The organism is Polyangiaceae bacterium, from assembly GCA_020633205.1.
GTDB lineage: Bacteria > Myxococcota_A > Polyangia > Polyangiales > Polyangiaceae > JAHBVY01.
The window spans coordinates 44109-61775 of the sequence record JACKEB010000011.1 but is presented as its reverse complement, the minus strand read 5'-3'; the positions used below and the strand labels follow the sequence as shown (position 1 = coordinate 61775).

General features: G+C 64.3%; 10 protein-coding genes. 4 read left to right on the top strand and 6 right to left on the bottom strand.

Annotated features, from left to right (window positions below):
- The first annotated feature begins 65 nt into the window (after positions 1 to 65).
- A complete protein-coding gene (locus tag H6718_06955; GenBank protein ID MCB9585118.1) occupies positions 66 to 1715 on the top strand; it encodes a hypothetical protein in 1650 nt (549 codons plus the stop codon).
- A 163-nt stretch (positions 1716 to 1878) separates the two neighbouring features.
- Entirely contained in the window at positions 1879 to 3675 is a 1797-nt protein-coding gene (locus H6718_06950; protein MCB9585117.1) for a DUF4114 domain-containing protein, read from the top strand.
- Between the two features lie 17 nt (positions 3676 to 3692).
- Here H6718_06950 and H6718_06945 read toward each other — a convergent pair whose 3' ends face one another.
- The 5 genes from H6718_06945 to H6718_06925 form a co-directional block, all read right to left on the bottom strand.
- Positions 3693 to 4301, bottom strand: a complete 609-nt coding sequence (locus H6718_06945) for a hypothetical protein (GenBank protein MCB9585116.1) — start codon at positions 4299 to 4301, stop codon at positions 3693 to 3695.
- Between the two features lie 57 nt (positions 4302 to 4358).
- Positions 4359 to 5183 (bottom strand): DUF1109 family protein, encoded by an 825-nt coding sequence (locus H6718_06940; protein MCB9585115.1) that lies wholly within the window; start codon positions 5181 to 5183, stop codon positions 4359 to 4361.
- A 75-nt stretch (positions 5184 to 5258) separates the two neighbouring features.
- On the bottom strand, positions 5259 to 5852 hold the full coding sequence (locus H6718_06935; protein MCB9585114.1) for an RNA polymerase sigma factor: 594 nt from the start codon (positions 5850 to 5852) through the stop codon (positions 5259 to 5261).
- Between the two features lie 179 nt (positions 5853 to 6031).
- Positions 6032 to 7681, bottom strand: coding sequence for a hypothetical protein (locus tag H6718_06930; GenBank protein MCB9585113.1), 1650 nt, complete (start codon positions 7679 to 7681; stop codon positions 6032 to 6034).
- Positions 7682 to 7691: 10 nt separating this feature from the next.
- Positions 7692 to 11414 (bottom strand): DUF255 domain-containing protein, encoded by a 3723-nt coding sequence (locus H6718_06925; GenBank protein ID MCB9585112.1) that lies wholly within the window; start codon positions 11412 to 11414, stop codon positions 7692 to 7694.
- 536 nt (positions 11415 to 11950) lie between these two features.
- On the opposite strand from H6718_06925, the gene H6718_06920 reads away from it, so the two are divergent.
- Positions 11951 to 12556 carry a hypothetical protein gene (locus H6718_06920; protein ID MCB9585111.1) on the top strand — a complete coding sequence of 202 codons (606 nt, stop codon included), beginning with the start codon at positions 11951 to 11953 and terminating at the stop codon, positions 12554 to 12556.
- Positions 12557 to 12654: 98 nt separating this feature from the next.
- On the opposite strand, the gene ppc is transcribed toward H6718_06920, so the two are convergent.
- Complete coding sequence (gene ppc / locus H6718_06915; protein MCB9585110.1) at positions 12655 to 15414, bottom strand: phosphoenolpyruvate carboxylase; 2760 nt, start codon at positions 15412 to 15414, stop codon at positions 12655 to 12657.
- Between the two features lie 254 nt (positions 15415 to 15668).
- Between ppc and H6718_06910 the strand changes: the two genes are divergently transcribed.
- Complete coding sequence (locus H6718_06910) at positions 15669 to 17663, top strand: YgiQ family radical SAM protein (GenBank protein ID MCB9585109.1); 1995 nt, start codon at positions 15669 to 15671, stop codon at positions 17661 to 17663.
- Positions 17664 to 17667: the final 4 nt, after the last annotated feature.

Below are 17667 nucleotides of genomic sequence, written 5' to 3'. Positions count from 1 at the left end.
GTTGAAAACAGCCCACCCAGCAGCCGGCTAGAGCTGCCGCTCCAGTGTCGTGCTACTAGCTGCCGGTGTCGCAGGATGCGGGGCGCCCCAAGGCGCGAGTGAGATCGAAGACCTCGGGAACGTGGGGCGGCCGCAAGGCGCAGGCCCCGACGGCAGCTCCCGGTAACCAGTCCGACGCCAAATCCGAGCGGAAGCGTGCGAAACCCGCGCGCAAGTCCGAGCAAGCCGGCAAGTCGGCTCCGCGCGCTGCGAAGCCCGGCCAGTCCGACGCCAAGCCCGGCCAGTCCGATGCCAAGCCCGGCAAGCGCGCTGCGAAGCCAGGCAACCGCGCGAAACCGGGCAAACGCGCTGGCGCCGCACGCGACGCGAAGCCCCGCAACAAAAAGTCAGCGGATGGTCGGCCGCACCGACCACCGGCTCCCTCCGGCAAGCCGCGTCGTTCCCGCGGCAAGGGCGGCTTTGCGGGAATCGACGAAGAGGTCCTTGAAGAGCTGGCGAAGCAAGTCGCTCCCCCTCCGCTAGAGCGCCGACCGCTGAGCCACGTGGGTGGTGAGGTCGAGCTATGGGGCGCAGAAGCGCTCGGCCCCGCGTTGCAGGCCGCGCTCCAGGTGAGTTCCGATGAGAGCGTGGTGCGTGCCCATGTGCACGGCTTTCACAGTTATCCCGCGCGTCTCCACCCGGTGACCGCGCGCGAGCTCGTGCGGCGGCTGACGGCGCCCAAAGGGCGAGTGCTCGATCCGTTCTGCGGTAGTGGCACCGTAGCCGTCGAGTGCCGGCTTGCCGGTCGCTCGATGGGGGGCTCCGATGCGAACCCCTTCGCGATCGAACTGGCAAAGCTAAAAACCGCAGGGAAATTGCCCGGGCTCGGGATGCTTGCCGCGCAGGTGGCCGAACAGGCGGATGAACGCAGGGAGGCGAAGGCGGGACCGACGAAGCGCTATGGTCAGGTCGATCGGGAGTTGTTCGACGTCCACGTGTTGCTCGAGCTGGACGGCCTGAAATCGAGCATCGAGAAGTTGCCTCGCTCCCCAGAGCGACAGGCCTTGATGTTGGTCTTGACGTCGCTTTTGACCAAGGTCAGCCGCAGCCCTGGAGATACGCGGAAACAGACGATGCAGCGGCGCCTCGCGTCTGGGTTCACGATCCGCAGCTTCGTGGCGAAGGCTGAGGAGCTCGAGCGGCGACTGGCTGACTTCGAAGCGCTATTGCCCAAACAGGCACCTCGAGCGCACCTCGAGGTGTGCGACGCGAGAGCGCTCGACTACGTCAAGCCGAGTTCCGTGAACTTGGTGCTCACCTCTCCGCCGTACCCTGGCGTGTACGACTACGTGAAGCATCACGAGACACGCATGCGCTGGCTCGGCCTTGACGTGGAAGGATTTTCCCGCTCGGAAATTGGAGCGCAGCGCCGGCTCGCGGGGCAGGACTTCGCTCGCGCAGCGGGGCGCTGGGACAAGGAGCTCCTGCCCTGCCTGAAAGCGATGAAGCGCGCCCTTGCCCCCAAGGGACACATCATCTTGGTGATCGCGGATACGGTGCTTGGTGGGCGCGCATGGCTCGCCGACCGCGCGCTCAAGGATCTATCGCCGCGCGCCGGGCTCGAGCTGATTGCAGTGGCCTCTCAGGCGCGCCCGCTGTTCCTGCCAAGCGCTCGCGCGGCGTTTCAGGGAAAGCCCCGGCGAGAGCACCTGCTGGTGTTGGCTCATAAGAGTTAGCCAGGCGAGACGAATTCCCCTCCAGCTGCCGGAGAGCCAATTTCTCGTGGCTGGCAGACGCGAAGGAGCGCCAATTTCCGCAATGTTTCAGGTAACTCAATTTTGAGTTACGCTTCTGGTGCGTCCGGATGACGGGTCTGAGAGCGAAGCGGGGAGGATTGATATGCGCACCAGGAGAGCAATCGAGAAGCTTTGCCGTGGGGTAATAAACGCTGGGTTGCCGCGCGCTGCGCGAGCGGTCGTTGGCGCTGCGACGGCGTGTGGCGCGCTGGCGACGAGCAACGGCGCGCTGGCGCTGACCCAGCCAGGCGGGGCTCCGATCCCCAGCCCAATGGGCTGTGACTCCGGACGGCCTACGGGGCTAGCGGCGGTCCTCGCGTGCGTGTGCGAGGAGCCAAACGTATGCAACATCGGGGACCCTTGCCCTGACGCCTCGAGCTGTAGCGACGGCAAGCACGGCACTTGTGAGACGACGCTGTATCACTCGTTCAACGACAACACGTGTGTCCCGTCCAACTTGAGCGGACTCGATCCCGCTGCGGAGGCGTCCACCGAGCCCCAGACGTTTCGCCCAGATTGTCCTCTGACGTTCACGTTGCTTTCGCGCGGAACCGCTCTCTTCCGGGACGCCTTCGGTTGGTACAACGTCACCGGCCAGAAGCCGGAGTTTGCGGACTTGCACCCGATGCTCGACTGCAGCACGACGCCGGGGGATGACGTCGTGCTCGATCTCTCCTCGGAGCCCGCCTACGCCGGTGGCGAGATTGGCTTCTTTCTCGTCACGCCTGAGAGCACCAGCGCTCAGGGCAGCTGCCAAGCTGGAGACTGTTGTGCAACGGTCGGCCGCGCCATGCAGGGCAACGGTCAGGTGTTCTTTTCGGAGCGCCAGTACAACCCTGATTTTCAGGGCAGTAGTTCGCTCATCCACCTGATTGTCCTGCAGAGCCAGCTCTGGCCGAGCAAGTTCTACTTCGCCTGGGAAGACATCTACGGCGGTAGCAATAATGACTTCACCGATTTCGTAGCGGGCGTCAGCGGCATCCAGTGCTCAGGTGGTGGGCTGCCGTGCAGCGCCAACGGAGAGGGCGCCTGCTCTCAGGGTATCACCCGCTGTCATGGCGCCGATCTCAGCTGCGACGCCTTGTTCGACCCTCAGGGAGAGCAATGCAACGGCATCGACGATGACTGTAATGGGGAGGTGGACGACAACGCCAGTTGTCCACCAAACGAGGTCTGTCAGTATGGGAAGTGCTCTCCAAGCTGCAGCAGCGGTGAGTTTCCGTGCGGGACCGGAAAAGAGTGTGAGAAGAGCAGCGGCCTATGTGTGGATGCTGGCTGTGTAGATAAGGACTGCCAGCAAGGTGAGGTGTGTAGCCAGGGCGAGTGCCGCGCGTCGTGTGCCGGCGTCGCTTGCCCATCGGGCCAAGACTGCATCGCCGACCGCTGTGTCGACCTCTGCGATCAGGTCAGCTGCGGCGTGGGCCAGCAGTGTCGTCGGGGACAGTGCTTCGATGGTTGCAACCAGTGCGGCGGTATCAGTTGTGAGTTGCCTTTGCGGTGCGACGGAGACACCGGCGCTTGTCTGGATCCATCTTGCGACCCGGCGTGCGCCGCGGGCACACGCTGCGACCAAGGGAGCTGCGTCGACGCCTGCATGGGCGTGAGCTGCCCGCCTGGTCAGAGCTGCAGCGGCGGCCAGTGCCATGGGCCTGGCGAAGGCGGGAGCGGAGGGACCACCGGCTTCGGCGGCAGCGGGGGTGCTTTTGGCGGAAGCGCTGGCAGCCCCGCGGTGGGCGGGACTGCAGGCACAGGCGCTAGCGGAAGCCGCCCAGCGAGCACAACCAACACCGCACGCTGTGTGTGTGGCCTGGGACGCCCGGAGGGCGATTCGCACAGCATTGCGTGGCTTGGCGCCCTCGGCGCGCTCGCGCTGGTCGCCCGTCGACGCCGGCAGCACTAGCCACAGGCAGCAACTGGCTAGCGCCAGCTGCAGTGCACCTGGTGGGAGCGCTCGTCGCGGCGCGTGAGCTCTGCCGTTGCCTGGCGTGCGCCTGCTGCGTCGAGTGCCGCACGGAAAGCCTCGGCGAAGCCGCGCTGCATCAGCTCGGGGTAGAGGTTGGGCGGTTGCGTCACCTCTAGCTCGGCTTGGCCCTGGGAGATGGTGGCGTTCAGCACGATGCCCCGGAAGTATTGGGAGAAGGCGAGGGTCAGCGTGCGTACGAGAATGTGCGGCGGCGCGAGCTTGTAGAAAAGCTTGTACATTGGCGTGGCGGCGAACTCGCGGTTCAGCTCGTAGTTCCACGCCAGGTACGCATTCTCGTTTCCGCGGAAGTCGTGATCGAGGAGCGCGGCGACCCATGCATTGACGCGCACGATGGGCACCCACTCGTTGCTGGTCCAGCGCTCGCGCTCGAAGACGCGAATGTAGCTCGGTACCTCAACTTGCTCTGGCAGGCGCCGTGTCCGCAGGGAGATAGCGACCAAGCTGCCCTTGATGCAGCAGTCGGGATATGAGCGCTCAGCATGCGGCAAGCCGTCGAGGTACGCCTCGAGGTATCCACCCATCGCTCGCACGATGGCATGCACACCGAGCCTTGGGAAGCCGCTAGCGCGAAGTCGGTCGCGCCTGAGACCGCGCGGGCTTCAGGCTCGGATTCTTCCGCGCAGCGCCATCCAGCCCATGAGCGCGAAAAGCAGGGCGCTGAAGTGACCGAGGAGCAAATGTGCCGGATTCTGCAAGGGACAGTGGATGTGCAAAGCGAGCACTCCGCTCAGCCCGCCAGCCGCACCGGCGTGCAGCACCAAGGCAGGCGGCGCGAGCTTGTTGCGATCGAGCAACACCAGCATCAGGCCGAGGGGTAGGCTAGAGCCGACTCCGAACAAGAAGCAGCTCAGGGCGCGGCGACCAAAGCCGGGCGCTGACTCGACGAATGGAATTTCTCCAAGGAAACTCTGCGAGATGAAGTAGACGAAGGGCAGCCCGGCGGAGAGTGCCAGCAAGGCGCTCGTGCTGGCGCTGCTCTTCTGTTTGAGATGAGCGCCTCGCAGCGTGCCCCTCACCCCCAAGAAAACCAGGAGCAGGGCGACCACGAGCGGGCCCGAAAACTCGAGTAAGTGCAGGGAGTGAAGATCGGGTCGCGGCTTGCGGAAGTTCAGGGCGACCAACGCGCCTACCACTCCGAGCGCCAGCGCCACTCGTGCCGGCGTGCTCAGGCTCTTCAGGCGCTTGAGGCCCCGTTGTTCACTCGCGAGCTCTGCATCCAGCGCGCTGTGGAGCGCGCGCAGATCGGGCTCTGGAGTCGCCTGGGAGGCCGCCTGCGTGAGCGCGTCGCGTAAGGGCGGGTCCCACAGCTCCCTGCATCCCGCGCAGCTCTCGAGGTGCACCCGCGCCCAGTCGGGCTCGTCGCCTGACAGCAGCGCTTCGCGCAGCTCAGAGCAGGTGTGGGGGCTTTGGGAGGGCTGAGTCATGGGAGAACTTCGGAGCTTATGGTGGGCCGACCGCTCGGTTACGGCGCTCAGTGGGGTGAATGCGAAAAAGTCGCGCTAGTCCTGAGCAATCGGCTCATCGAGCAACGCGCGAAGCGCCTGATAGCCGCGGTGGGCGCGTACCTTCACGGCGGACAGACTGGCACCCACGACCTCCGCCACCTCGGGGAATGGGATCCCCTCGAACCAGTGCAGGGTGATGACTTCGGCCTGATCCGCGGGAATGCGCTGCAGCGCCCAGACCAGCGTGTGTTGCGCGTCCGCGCGCTGGTGGTCGCCCTGCACGCTGGTCGGATCACTGCGCCCGTCGAGGTCCAACGGCGCCTCGGGGCGGCGCTTCAGCCGTCGGAAGTGCTCCCGCTTCAGGTTGATCGCGATCGTGAACAGCCACGGACGCAGCCGCGCGCCTTCACGGAAATCGTTGCGACTCCGATGCAGCTGAAGAAACGTCTGCTGCACCAAATCGTTGGCTTCCTCCCGATTCGGCAGCTGGCGAGCCAACACCCTGAGCAGCACAGGAGCAAGGCGCTGGAATAGCTCATCTAACGCCGCCCGATCGCCGGCGACGTAGGCCGCCATCAGCTGCTCCTCACTGCGCGTGCAGTCAGTCAGCTCGGCGAGCGACGCCCGCGAGGCGCCTCGTTCCGTCACTCCACTCAAACCATCAGGCTCCGGCGCCGTACTACTCGCGCCAACTGCTGGGGTTACTCCGCGTGCGTCGATTTATTTCGTGGCCAACCAGTCGCCTGGAGGATCAGCGCGTTGCCGCGCCCTGAAGTCAGCCTGCGTTTGCTTTTTTGGGGGGGAGAGGAGCACCGCTTGCCGCAGCTCTAATGGGTCGGCAGCGGTCGCGGTACGAACACCGGGGCGCCCACGAACTCACAGCGCTCGGGTTCGGCGAGGGAGTGCTTCCCGCGCTCTCGCTTGCGTTCGTAGAAGCCGGTTGGCCCCATCAGGTCGCCGAGCCCCTCGCTCCAAACCTCGCCATGAGGACCAGCGTCCAAGCGGCCGAAGATGCTGTACTCTTGGAGCAGCGCCGGCCACTGCGCTTGCTTCAGCCAGGGACTGAACAGGTCCCGCTGAGTGGCGATCACCACGTCGTACTCGCCGCTACGTAGCCGCTCTGCGTATCCGAGCGGATACGACGATAGAGACACGTCTTCCGCCGACATCACCCGATCCCGCGGCACCTCGGAGCCCTGCAGGTAGCACGCCGCTCCGCGACCCAGGTACACACGTTCCCCGCAGCGCTGTCGAGCTTGGACGTAAGCGCAGAGCGCTTGCCCGTAGCTGTAATCAGCCTCCACGGGCAGACGCTTCGTCGGTCGCCAGATGGTCAGGCAAAGCAACGCAAGCACCACACTGTGTGCGATCCGCACGCTCGGCTTGCCAACGTTGGCGCGCCACACCAAGAGCGGCGCGCCGAGCATGCTGTAGAGGAAGAGCAGCACCATCAAGTTGTTCGGTCCCCCGAGGGCCTTGAACAACGCGACGAGTGCGAGAGGCGTATAAAGCAGCGTCGGCAAGCAGGCGCGAAGATAGGCTTGGTTTGCTGCACTAGCGCGTTGCCGCAGGGCAACCACTAGCCGGAAAGCAACGAGCGCGAACATCGGGTAGAGCGCGATCCCGATGCCGCTTGTAAAGTCCTTCAGCTTGAAGAGCTTGAACCCCGCCGATGAGGGAATGACCCACACCCAAGCCACGAAGTCAGCTCCCCACGCGACCCACATCAGCGCGAACGCCAGCGCAGACGACGCCGCGGCACCCAAGCACAAGAGCGCCCGCTCTCGTCGCTCGATGCCAGGCGAGAGCAGCGCGACCAACATCAGCGCTCCCGTCACCGCGACCGCGCCCGTCTGCTTGAAACAGAGCGCCAACGCAGGCAGCAGTAGCCACAGCGCCAGGCGTCGCTTGCGGCTCATGCTGGGAGCGCAGAAGCATGCCCAGCTCGCGCCCGCGAGCACCGCGAGCTCCAGGTTCGTTGGGTGCAACGAATCCGCGATCGGGTTCATGTACGCCGCGAGGGCCAGCAACATGGCGAGGCCAGCGCTTGACCAGCGCAAGGTACGCCTGTCACCTCTGAGCCCCGCGCCCGCTTGCTCCGCGCGCATCACCGAGAGACCTAGCCGCGCGGCCAAGTAGACGGCTGCACCGAGCCACAGCTGTGAGAGCAACTTGTGGGCGAAGAACGAGCGCACCAGCCCGAGCGGCTTCAGCAAGAGCCAGCCGAGATACGGCGCGCCTGGGGTGTAGATCCAGGAGTCCGCCTCGCTAGGGTTTCCGTACGGATGCTTCCCGAGGTCGATACGCAGCAGCGTCGTGAGGTAGTAGTCGTCAGGCCAGTACAGAAGATCGTAAGGAAACTGCAGACGGCGCCAGACGGCGCTGAGCACCCCTGCTAGCTGCCAAGCCACGAGTGCTAGGAGCGCGCCCCAAACGAACTGAGGGATCCAGCGCTTGCTGCTCTGGGGGTCGCGCATGCCGCGCTGACTATCGCACGCTGCTCGTCAGTTTCAGCAGGCTTTGCGTGTCGAAAGTCAGCGGGCTTCGCGCGCTTTCCAGGGCATCGTCCACGTACTCCTCCTGACGCATCCCGACGAGCACGGAGCTAACGCCCGGAGTCGCCAAGAGCGCCGCGACGGCCAGCTGGGACACCGGCCGCTCCGGAGCTCCGCTGTCTCTTAACGCGCCGCTGTCTCCTAGCGCGCCGCTGTCTGCCAGCGCCTGAGCGACCGGCGCGAGGGACTTCGCGCTGGCTTGGGCCGCCTGCTGCCGCAGCGCGGAGATGTACTCGTCCAGCGCACGGATGTAGCGCCCGCGCCACTCCCGCCAGGCTTCCCCCCGAGGTCCCGAAAACGCGTTGTCCAACGCCGACAAGTAGCGGCCCGTCTCCCGGGCGATCACTCGCTGCTCGAGGTCGTGCCACTGTAGCAAGCTCGAAATCCTGGATTCGTCGAGCTTTTCTCGGTGGAGCGCCCCGAGGCGCTCTGCCCAATTGAAGAAGCTCTCCGGCTTGAGGGGGCTACCTTGGGGAGCCCGCAAGTCTGGAGCGAAGTTGCGGCGGTACTCTTGCTCTAGCCCAGCCACGCGGCTCTGGGCGGCCTGCAGCGGCTCAGTTGTTTCCTTGAGGATTTGATCGGAGGGTGCCGCGAGGCGCAACAAGCCGTGCTCGGTGATGGCGTTCAAAGGCCTGTTCGCCAACACCAGGAGCCCGGCCCGCTGGGCCGCAGACAGCACGCTCTCCGGTCCGCTCGGGCCCTGATGGTTCAGCGTGAGCGCGGCGCCTGCCTCCAGCAGATTGAAAGGTAGCTGAACCACACGGAAATGATGTTCAGTTCGTTTGAGCACCTGCTTCGCGGCCGCTTCGGCGCACTCCAGGAAGCGACTCAAGTTGGTCGCTTCGGGTTGCTCTGCTGCCTGGATCAAGGTGTTGCTCGAGACACCGTAGGCCTGGATGCGGCCCCTTCGTACCTCACGCTCGAGCTGTTCAAAGGCGCGCGACACGCGCTCATAGAAGGCTTCACGATTAGCCTCGAGCTGCTGCTCGGTTTGGGAGCGGCCCGCTTCAGCGGCGTGGCTAAGGAAGTACTCCGGGTTGTGCAGCAAGTACACGTCGAGGGTCTCGAGCCCAAGGCGCGCGAGGCTCTCCGTGAGCTGATCCTCGATCCACTCCGGGTGCAGGCAATGCCAACAATCGTCGCTGTACTCGACCATCTCGGCGTACGGCTTGCCCTGTGCGACGCGCGCTCTCGCCTTCTCCAGGTTGGGACCTTGGACGTAGCCCACCTTGCTCACGACAACGACCGCGTCGCGCTCTACGTTGCCCTGGGCGTGCAGCTCGCTGAGCACCGACCCGATCAGCTCTTCGCTGTTTCCGCTGGTGTAGTTGGTGGAGGTATCGATCAGGTTTACGCCCGCGCTCAGCGCGTGGAGCAGCGCCACACGGTGGGCGGGGTGGCCTTGATCGATGCGGTAGCCTCCGAATCCAACACGGCTGACTTGCAGCTCGCTTCCGGACTTGAGTTGCCAGGGGGAAAAGCTACCGGAGGCGTGCGACTTCGCGTAAGCGCGGGTGCCTACGGTGTCTGCCTGCCCAGGTAATCGTTTGCCGGCGACGCGCGACTGTCCCTGCGTTGCCGACTCCTGGAGCGCGGCGCTGAGCGCGGCTGCGACCTGGTCTGGGTTGGTGACGGGAGCTTGGCAGGCGAAATTTCGGCAGATGAACAGCGCGGGTCGCGCGCTCTGCTTGCCTTCGGTGAGCGGGGTTGGCGGCTCTTCAGGGCGCGCGTGGGCGATGACTCGCGCCGGCAGGTAGAGCTTCGCCACTTGTTGCCTGAGCGCCTCGCTGGCTTCGAGGCTTCCAGAAAAGCACAGCTCGAGGGGAGCCGCAGCGAGGAAGCTCGCGGCGTGCAGGCTCGTGGCGAAGCTCCGCGGCTGACGCTGCATGAGTCCGGCGTAGGCGGAGAGGGCGCTGACCGCACGCTCCTCCATGGCGTTATCACCCAGGTGTTTGCCGAGGCGCGCCAGCACCCGCGCCGCTACTGCATTGGCGTTCGGAATGGCTCCATCGTGTCCTTCACGCGAGCGCACCAGTAGCGCCTCGTGTTGCCGTGCGGTATTAAAAAGCGCGCCCTCTTCCTCCGCGAAGTCCTGGAGCATGCGTGTAGTGAGCTGTCGCGCGGCGTCGAGCAAGTGGGTGGAGCCCCCCGCCTCGACCAAATCGATCAGGCCGTCCGCGAGGAAAGCGTAGTCTTCCAGGTACGCGTCGAGGTGCGCCTTGAGCTTGCCATCGGCTCTGCGCGCGGTGCGGAACAGCCCGCCATCGGGTCGACGTAGGTGCGCCAGCAAGAAGGCCGCTGCGCGCTCGGCGCTCTCCAGGTACCTACGGTCACCGAGTACTCGATACCCTTCGGCCATGCTCCCCAGCATCAGGCCGTTCCAGCTCACGAGGATCTTGTCGTCGAGCAATGGCTGGGGGCGGGCGGTGCGTGCCTGGTGCATTGCCTTGCGGATCCGCTCGAAGGCTTGGAGTAGCTCCTCTCCCCCAACCGAGCAGTCTTTCGCGACTGCAGAGAAGGGGCGGGGCGTGTGGGGGATGCTATGGCCCTCCCAGTTCCCGTCGTCGCTGATGTCGTAGTGCGCACAGAAAGCTTCGAGTGCGCCTTGCGGGAGCTGCAGCGACTGGCAAGCGGAGCGCACTTCCTGCGGCGTCCAAACGAAGAACTTACCTTCCTCGCCCTCGCTGTCGGCGTCGGTCGCGCTGTAGTAGCCGCCCTCCGCGTCCTGCATGTCGCGCACAATGTAGTCGAGGGTCTCGCGGGCGACCCGTGCGTAGTCTACGTCGCCAGTGAGCTGATATGCCTCCAGGTACACTCGGGAGAGCTGTGCGTTGTCGTACAGCATCTTCTCGAAATGAGGCACGAGCCAGCGTTCGTCGGTGGAGTAGCGACAGAAGCCGCCGACGATGTGGTCGTACATCCCGCCCCGCCGCATGCCGTCCAGGGTGCCGCGCAGCATCTCCAGCGAGCGTTCGTCCGCTGTTTGTGCGTGGAAAAGTGTCATCAGCCGCAGGGCGGGTGAAGGGGGGAACTTGGGTGCGCTGCCAAATCCGCCGTGCCGCGGATCGAAACTCTGGGATAGCTGAGCCACGGCTTGCTTCGTCCAGTCGAGGTTGATGGGCATCGGCCGGCCGGTGCTGGACTGCTCGCGGATGTGTTCGGTCAGTTCTCGCGCCTGCTCGAACAGCGACTCGCGTTCGCTTTCCCATGCCTCGGCCACTCGCTTCAGCAGGCTTGGGAAACCAGGTCGGCCATACTTGTCTTCCGGGGGGAAATAAGTTCCGGCGAAGAATGGTTCCTGGTTGGGGGTGAGGAAGACCGTCATCGGCCAACCGCCGCCACCACTCATCGCGACGGTTGCGGCCATGTAGATGTCGTCGAGATCCGGCCGTTCCTCGCGATCCACCTTGATGCAGACGAAGTGCTGGTTCATCAAGCGCGCGGTGCGTTCGTTCTCGAAGCTCTCGCGTTCCATCACGTGGCACCAGTGGCAAGCTGCGTAGCCAATGGACAGCAGGATGGGCTTGTCCTCTCGCTTGCTCTTCGCGAGGGCCTCGGCGCCCCACGGGAACCAGTCCACCGGGTTGTGGGCGTGCTGGAGCAGGTAGGGGCTCGTCTCGTGGATGAGGCGGTTGGCCGGTGCGTCGGTGCTCATGCACGGGGTCTAGGGCCGGCGCACCCGAAAGGCAAAACGCCACACTTTTGGCGCAGTTTTCCGAGGTTCGGACGCAGGCGTTAGGCTGCGCGTGGTCACTCAAAGCTCGGTCGGAGCCACAACCCTCGAGGGAGTCGTGAGCTTGCGCTCGGGAACGCGCTTCCGTACGAGTCGGTCCTGACCGCGTGGAATCGGCTACGCCGCGGTATGTGAATCGCGCCTCAGAGGTACAACCCCAAGGGGTGACTGCCGATGGGTTTTCTGCTTCCGCGGGGCGGCCCTCGGCAGTCCCCTGTCGCGTCTGGGTTCAAACTTCGAACCTGCTTCACATTCCCCACGGTAGCGAAACTCTCGTTACTATCGCGGGGCAGTCCCGACGAGTGCGTCGCTTCACGGAACCGGTTTCTCACTCCGGGTGAAAAGCATTCGCACCAGGAAACGCGTGACTTTGCCTCAGAGAAAATTGGGCAGATAAAATGACTTGGTTCGCGGAAAACGGGTGCCCATGGGAAAAAATAGACCTAGTATCCAGCGCGATGGCCAAAGCTAACTTCAAGTGGCCGGCTTCCGCGAAGAAGTCGCCGCCTCCGCCCATGAACCTGGCAGATGCCTACGAAATTGGGCGCATCGTCTACAACCACTTCGAAGAGCATCCTTTGCGAGCGATCATCGAGGAGGAGAAACTCTCCATCTCGAAGCTCACCCTACATCGTTGCCTCGCCGCGTACCGAGTGTTGTTGAACCTCGGCCACACTCCCGGGGATTGTCCCTTCTCCTTTGCGATCGCAGTGCGCCTCGACTTAGTAAAGCCAGAGCAGCAGAAGGCACTCGCAAAGCGTGTCGTCAGCGAGAAGCTTTCAACGAGCCAGCTCGAGTTCGAAATTTCCGCGCTGCGCCAGCAGGAGCCACCCAAGCCTGGTCGCCAGCCGATGCTGCGCTTCGCCCGCGCAATGGGCCGTTTAGAGGCGTTTGTCGATGGTCGCTACCATTTGGGTGGTGACCTGAACCGCGCGGATGAGCTCGACGATGCAAAGCGCGCACAGATGCTCAAGCTAGCCGCCACGGTTCGAGCTCAACTCGAGCAAGTCGAAAAGGCGCTTAGCTCGGGTAAGAAAGCCGCCAAGCGCGGTAAAAAGAAGTAGGCGTTTCAGCCACGTTCTAAGGGCTTTCCGCTGACGCTCACCCCTAGGGGTGAGCGTCTTGCATTTTGTTACCAAGTGGCGCGGAAACGCGGTTGTTCTTAGCCGGTGTTGCGCATGCCCTGCGCAATGCCATTTACGGTGATCCCCAGTGCGGACTCGATGAGTTCACGTTGACCGTCGTCGGCGTTTCCTTGACGTCGCAGTAGGCATACCTGGATCAGACTCAGCGGGTCGACGTACGGATTCCGAAGTTGTATCGCCGCCCGCAGGACTGGGGATCGCTGAAGCAGCGCCGACTGCTCGCGAATCGCTAGCAACGCTTGCACCGTTGTTCGGTACTCCTGCTCCAGGCGCGTGAAGAGTGCACGGTCCGCCCCGAGCTGCTCAACGTATAGCCTGGCAACGCCCAGGTCAGCTTTCGCACACACCATCTCGATCTTGCTGAGCAGGTCGTCGAAGAGCGGCCAGCGTTGAGCCATGTCTTGCAGCAGCGCGAGACCTCCCGGCTCCGCCAAGCAACTCTCGAGCGCGGTGCCGACGCCCAGCCACACCGGGAGCATCATGCGGTTTTGCGTCCAGCCGAAGGTCCAGGGGATGGCACGGATGCCTTGCATCGAGCCCGCTCCTCGCTGACGGTAGACTGGCCTCGAACCGAAGTGGACATGCGCGAGTTCCTTCACCGGTGTTGCCGCGAGGAACATCTCGAATACGCCGCGCTCTTCGTGCACCAGGCGGCGGTAGATGGGCAGGGCCGTCTGGCTCAAACGCTCCATGGTTTCGCGGAACAGCTGGATCTGCTCGTCAGGCACTCCGTCGCGCCAGTCCGTTTCCATTGCCATCAAGGTCCCGCTGAAGAGGACCTCCAGGCTGCGCTCTGCGATCGTGCGAATGCCGAACTTCTGGCTGATGATTTCCCCTTGTTCGGTGACCTTGATGCGCGGCCCGACGGTTCCAGGTGGGAGCGCCATCAGAGCACGGAACACTGGTGAGCCGCCGCCACGACCCACGCTGCCGCCGCGGCCGTGGAAGAGGGTGAGGCTGACTCCAAAGCGCGTCGCAACCTCCACTAGGCGCTCTTGCGCGCGATACAGCTCCCAACTTGCGCTCAGCAGACCTACGTCCTTCGCTGAGTCGCTGTAGCCGAGCATGACCTCCTGGCGCATACCCCGGGCGCGTAGCTGTCGAGCATAGGCCTCGTCGGCAAATAATTCCGCGAGGATATCCGGGCCGGCCAGCAGGTCGTCTCGAGTCTCGAACAAGGGCACCACGTCGAGCTGTGACTGCGGGTCACCCGGGCCTAGATCCACGAGCCCAGCTTCCCGACCGAGCACCAACACACGTAACAGGTCGGCGGCGCTCTTCGTCATCGAGATGATGTACGTCTTGGCCACTCGCTCACCGAGCTCGCGTTGTGCGCGCTGCATGGCACGGAAGACATCGACGGTCTTCTTGGTCTGCTCGTCCAGCGTGATGTGAGGCGAGAGTAGCGGGCGCCGCCCGGCGAGTTCCCGACGGAGCCCCGACGCGTCCAGCTCGGGGATCCCGATGGCACGCGTAATACCGGCGAGTGCCCGGGTGTGTGCCTCGGCGTCTTCCCGCACGTCCAGTCGGTGACCCGCGAAACCTAGAAAGCGGACCTGAGCGACCAAGGGCTCCACCAGGCTCTGACCCGCGTAGTCGGCGCCCGACCGCACCACGGCGTCGCGTATCAGCTCCAGATCCGTCAGTAGCTCCTGGTTGCGTGAATAGGCGTGTGGCTTGGTCAGCTGCTCGCCGCGTTCCCGTGCGGCAATGACGTCTCGCGTGGCATCCAGGCGCTCGGCGATGAAGCTCAGCTTCAATCGCAACGACTCAGAGGCATCCCTCCGAGCGTTCTGTTGCCAGATCTCGGGCATGGACTCGCGGTCGCTAGCTAGCGACTCCTCGAGCTCAGCGCTCACTGAAACCAAGCTATCCGAGATGCTCAGGCGCTCGATCAGCTCTTGCACCTTGTCGTAGTAGTGACTGATCAACGCCCGGGTGCTGCGGCGTACCGCGAACTCGGTGACCTCTGGAGTGACGAAGGGGTTGCCATCCCGGTCTCCGCCTACCCAGCTGCCGATCGGCACCTTCACCGAGACCCCAAGGGGCTCACCAAAGACTTGGTTGAAGGCGTTCTTCACCGCGTAGTCGAGCCATTCGCAACTCTCGTAGAGCTGATCTTCGAGGTACCAGATCACGTTGCTCACCTCGTCGAACACACTCGGGCGATCACGCCGCACCTCATCGGTGAGCCAGAGCAACTCGATCTCGCCTTCGATGGCTTGTTCTACCCGCGTGCGCTGGCTCTCAGTTCCCGTGTCTCGCTTGCGCAGCGCTCGCGCGACTCTCGCCTGGAGCTGCAGGATGGTGCGTCGTGTGGCTTCCGTGGGGTGCGCAGTCAACACTGGTCGTACTTCCATCCGCTCGACCAGCTCGCGCACCTCGCTTGGACTCTTTCCGCGTGCTTTCAGCTGACCGAAGGCCCAGCGCGGGGACGCCGGCTGAGGCTTCTTGTCGCTGCGCTCCCAGTACGCTGCTCGTCGTCGCACGCGGTGGACTTGCTCCGCGGTGTTGATCAACAAGAACAGCAGGCTGAAAGCGCGGGCTACCTTGCCGATGCGCTCTAGAGGGATGGCCTCCACCTCGGCCATGAGCTTCTCGAAGCCGCCATCGCTCGCCTCTCGCCGGCGGTCCCGGCTCAGCACGCGCAATGTTTCAACCGTGCGGAAACATTCGTCACCTTCGAGACGCTGTACGACGCGCCCCAGCAGGCCCGCCAACCAGCGGATGTCGGCGTACAGTGGTTGATCTTCGGGGCGGATATCCAGGCTGCTCACTCGATGTTTGTCACACGCAGCGCGGGCGCTGAAAAGGTTCGACCGCCGCTTTGACCTAGCTTTGCGCGGTGTGTAGGCGGGCTACGTAGGCCGGCGTTGGACCTCACCCCCAAACCCGACGTGGGCGGCCGAGAAGCACCATGTCTGATAGCAATTCTGTGGAGCGTCCACGGCGCCTGCGTGGTGTGGAGATGCGCCATGTTTGGCTGAGATTAGCTGCCGCGAGCGCCCCCTCTGCTATATGCGAGCAGAACATGTCCGCCCCGTTACAGCTGCGTCGCAAGGGTCAAGCGCCCGTGGGCGCCTTTTTGCCGACCACGCGTGACGAGCTCGAGGCGCGGGGCTGGGACGCATTGGACATCTTGCTGATCAACGGCGACGCCTACGTCGATCACCCCGCGTTCGGCGCTGCGCTGATCGGGCGCTTCCTCGAGGCGCGAGGTTTTCGCGTTGGCATCATCAGCCAGCCGCGCTGGGACACGCCTGAGGACCTGGTCCAGATGGGCGCGCCAAGGCTCTTCGTCGGTATTACCGCGGGGAATCTGGATTCGATGCTCAACAAGCTCACGGCGCAGAAGAAGGTGCGCTCGGAGGATCAGTACTCGCCGGGCGGCCGCGTTGGCCTGCGCCCAAACCGCGCGACCATCGTCTATGCGAACCTTGCCCGTCAGGCGTTCGGCAAGCTGCCGATCGTGATCGGCGGCATCGAGGCTTCGCTCCGGCGTATCGCACACTACGACTACTGGTCCGATGGCGTGCGTCGCTCCGTGTTGCTCGATGCCAAGGCGGATATGCTGATCTTTGGCATGGGCGAACGCCCGGTGTGGGAGCTCGCTGAGCGCATGCGCAAGGGCGAGGCGTTCGGGAGTATTCGCGACATTCGAGGCACTGCCTTTCGCCTGGGCAAGGGCGAAATCATTTCCTCGGGGCAAGATTGGTCGAACGTACCGTGGGAGCAGGTGGAGGCGAGCCGCTACGTCAGTGATCGGCGTCCGGTGCTGCTGCCGAGCTACGACAAGGTGAAGGACGACCTGAAGCTCTTCAGCCGCATGAGCGGCGCGTTCCAGCGGGAGACCAACCCTGGCAACGCTCGGCCGCTGATTCAGCGTCACGGTATGGAGGCGGTGTACTTCAACCCGCCGGCGGAGCCGCTGTCAGAGTCGTTGATGGACGAGCTCTACGATCTGCCGTTTCAGCGCTCCGCTCACCCTGGCTACAGCGAGCCGATCCCCGCCTTCGAGACGGTGAAGCACTCCATCGTGACCATGCGCGGCTGCTTCGGCGGTTGCTCGTTTTGCTCCATCACCGAGCACGAAGGCCGCGTGATTCAGAGCCGCTCGGCGGAGAGTGTGCTCAGAGAGGTGCGCCAGCTGCGGCGCATGGGCGACTTCCGTGGGGTGATCAGCGACGTGGGCGGCCCGACCGCCAATATGTACCAGATGCGTTGCCGGGAGGAAAAAATCGAGAAGGCCTGTCGGCGCTTGAGCTGCGTCCATCCCGGTGTGTGTGAGAACCTGGTGACGGATCACGCACCGTTGATCGATCTCTTGGGCAAAGTGCGCGAGGAGAAGGGGGTGAGGAAAGTCTTCATCGCCTCCGGCGTGCGCTACGATCTCGCTGAGCGGAGCCCGGAGTTCGTGGAGCAGCTGGCGCGTCACCACACGGGGGGTCAGCTCAGCGTCGCGCCTGAACACGTCGACGACGCGGTGCTGGACAAGATGAAGAAGCCCGGTGCGGAGAGCTATGAGCGCTTCGAGTCGCTGTTTCACTGTGCCAGCGAGAAGAGCGGCAAGGAGCAGCACTTGATTCCGTACTACATTTCCGGGCACCCCGGCTCGACGCTGAAGAGCATGATCGACCTGGCGGTGTACCTGAAGCGGAAGGGCCTGCGCCCGCGACAGGTGCAGGACTTCATCCCGACTCCGATGTCGATGGCGACCAGCATGTACTTCACTGGACTCGACCCCGTGAGTCAGGAGCCCGTCTACACCGCCAAGCACCTGCGGGATAAGCGCAAGCAAAAGGCGCTGCTCCAGTACTGGGATCCCACGCAGCACGACCTGGCTCGCGAAGCGCTCGCGGAGGCCAAGCGTGCGGATCTCATCGGCTCCGGGCCGGACTGCTTGGTCCCGCCGAAGCACGGCAAGGGGTCACTGTCGATCCATCGTCGGGGGAGCTCGGGTCCGGTGCGCAAGGGACGCACCGGGGCGCGAGGTGCTGGGAGTCGGCGTCCTCAGCGCTCGCGCTAGAGCC